At 36.9% G+C, this 1,365-nt stretch carries 2 protein-coding genes and 1 pseudogene; all 3 read left to right on the forward strand.

Translation table 11 applies throughout. From position 1 onward, the window contains the following. Nucleotides 1-45 precede the first annotated feature (45 nt). On the forward strand, nucleotides 46-660 hold the full coding sequence (locus ACFIQE_RS10410; RefSeq protein ID WP_375707705.1) for a hypothetical protein: 615 nt from the start codon (nucleotides 46-48) through the stop codon (nucleotides 658-660). 3 nt (nucleotides 661-663) lie between these two features. Then, the gene (locus tag ACFIQE_RS10415; protein WP_375707706.1) at nucleotides 664-1,122 is read left to right on the forward strand and encodes a hypothetical protein; all 459 of its coding nucleotides are present in this window, start codon (nucleotides 664-666) and stop codon (nucleotides 1,120-1,122) included. A gap of 72 nt (nucleotides 1,123-1,194) precedes the next feature. Then, nucleotides 1,195-1,365, forward strand: a pseudogene (locus tag ACFIQE_RS10420) (recombinase); the annotation flags it as partial.

Genomic DNA, 1,365 nt, shown 5'->3' on the forward strand with positions numbered 1-1,365 from the left:
TGCGGATATTGATGGCGATAACGTCATGTCCACTGGAGAAAAAGCATGGTGAAAAAATACGAATTGACTAATGAAACAATCGAAGTTGGGGGCAAAATCCTTCACCGCATTCGTGCTTTAAGGGATTTTGATGATGTTAAAGCAGACGACCTAGGCGGTTTTATACAAAAAGAAGACAATCTAAGTCATGATGGCAATTGCTGGGTAGGTGATGATGCAAAAGTCTATGGTTATGCCAAGGTTTTTGATGATGCACATGTTTATGGAAACGCTCGTGTAGATGGTCATGCAAGAGTTTATGACAAAGCCAAGGTTTATGGTGATGCTTATATTTATAACATTGCTGATATTTACGAAAATGCATGTGTTTTTGGTAGTGCATCTGTTACCGGAGAAACTAATATTTTTGGTAATGCGCAGATTTTTGGACATGCTCGTGTTTTTGCCAGTGCACAAATCTACGAAAATGCACAAGTTTCCGGTGGTGCATTTATTAGTGGAAAAGCTGAAATTTATGGAAATGCTAAAATCTATGACAGTCCATTGATTTCCATCAGAGCAAAAGTTGGGGGAAATGCCAAAATCTGTGGTGATGCATTTATTCATGGAAACGCAGAGATCATCAATGATGAAATCATCACAACGGGCATGAGGCAATAAACCATGGAAAAGAAATACGAACTTACTGATGAAACAATTGAGTTTGATGGATACCTTACGCTTTACCGCATACGTGCATTAAAAGATTTTGGTGATGTTAAGGCTGGGGACCTTGGGGGCTTTGTAGAGTATGAAGACAATTTAAGTCAAAAAGACGATTGCTGGATTTATAATGATGCCAAGGCGTATTGTTGTGCCAAGATTTACGATAGTGCTAAGGTTTATGATAAAGCACAAATTGGTGATTGTGCCGAGATTTTTGGCAATGCAAAAATTTATAATAACGTCAAAATATATGATGGACATATTTTTGGACACACACAAATTTATGGAAATGTGATTATTTATGCCGATTCAAGAATTTATGGCAATGTAAAAATTTATGATAATTCAGAAGATTGTAAACAAACTATGACCGCCCAGAACGGCGACTCTTCAACAAAAGACGACATTCCTTTCTAGCAACACAAACCAACTTTTAACACCAGCGTGATTCACGCCACGGGGGAATTGCGCGCAATGTAGGAAATCAAGATGAAAAATTCTACTTTTTTAAAAGAAATGGCAGAAAAATATGGATTTTCTGCTGAAGAATTTCGAGAAACAATCATAAAAACTTGTATTGGATATAAAAATGCTAATGTCATCACTGATGCAGAATTTGCCGTTTTTCTTTTTGTTGCCAATACTTATGGACTTAACCCT

Source organism: Bartonella sp. AA1HLJMS (assembly GCF_042197445.1).
GTDB lineage: Bacteria > Pseudomonadota > Alphaproteobacteria > Rhizobiales > Rhizobiaceae > Bartonella.

Excerpts from the sequence above, each read along its gene's own strand:
- ACFIQE_RS10410 (WP_375707705.1), top strand. The coding sequence starts at position 46 with ATGGTGAAAAAATACGAATTGACTAATGAAACAATCGAAGTTGGGGGC.
- ACFIQE_RS10415 (WP_375707706.1), top strand. The coding sequence starts at position 664 with ATGGAAAAGAAATACGAACTTACTGATGAAACAATTGAGTTTGATGGA.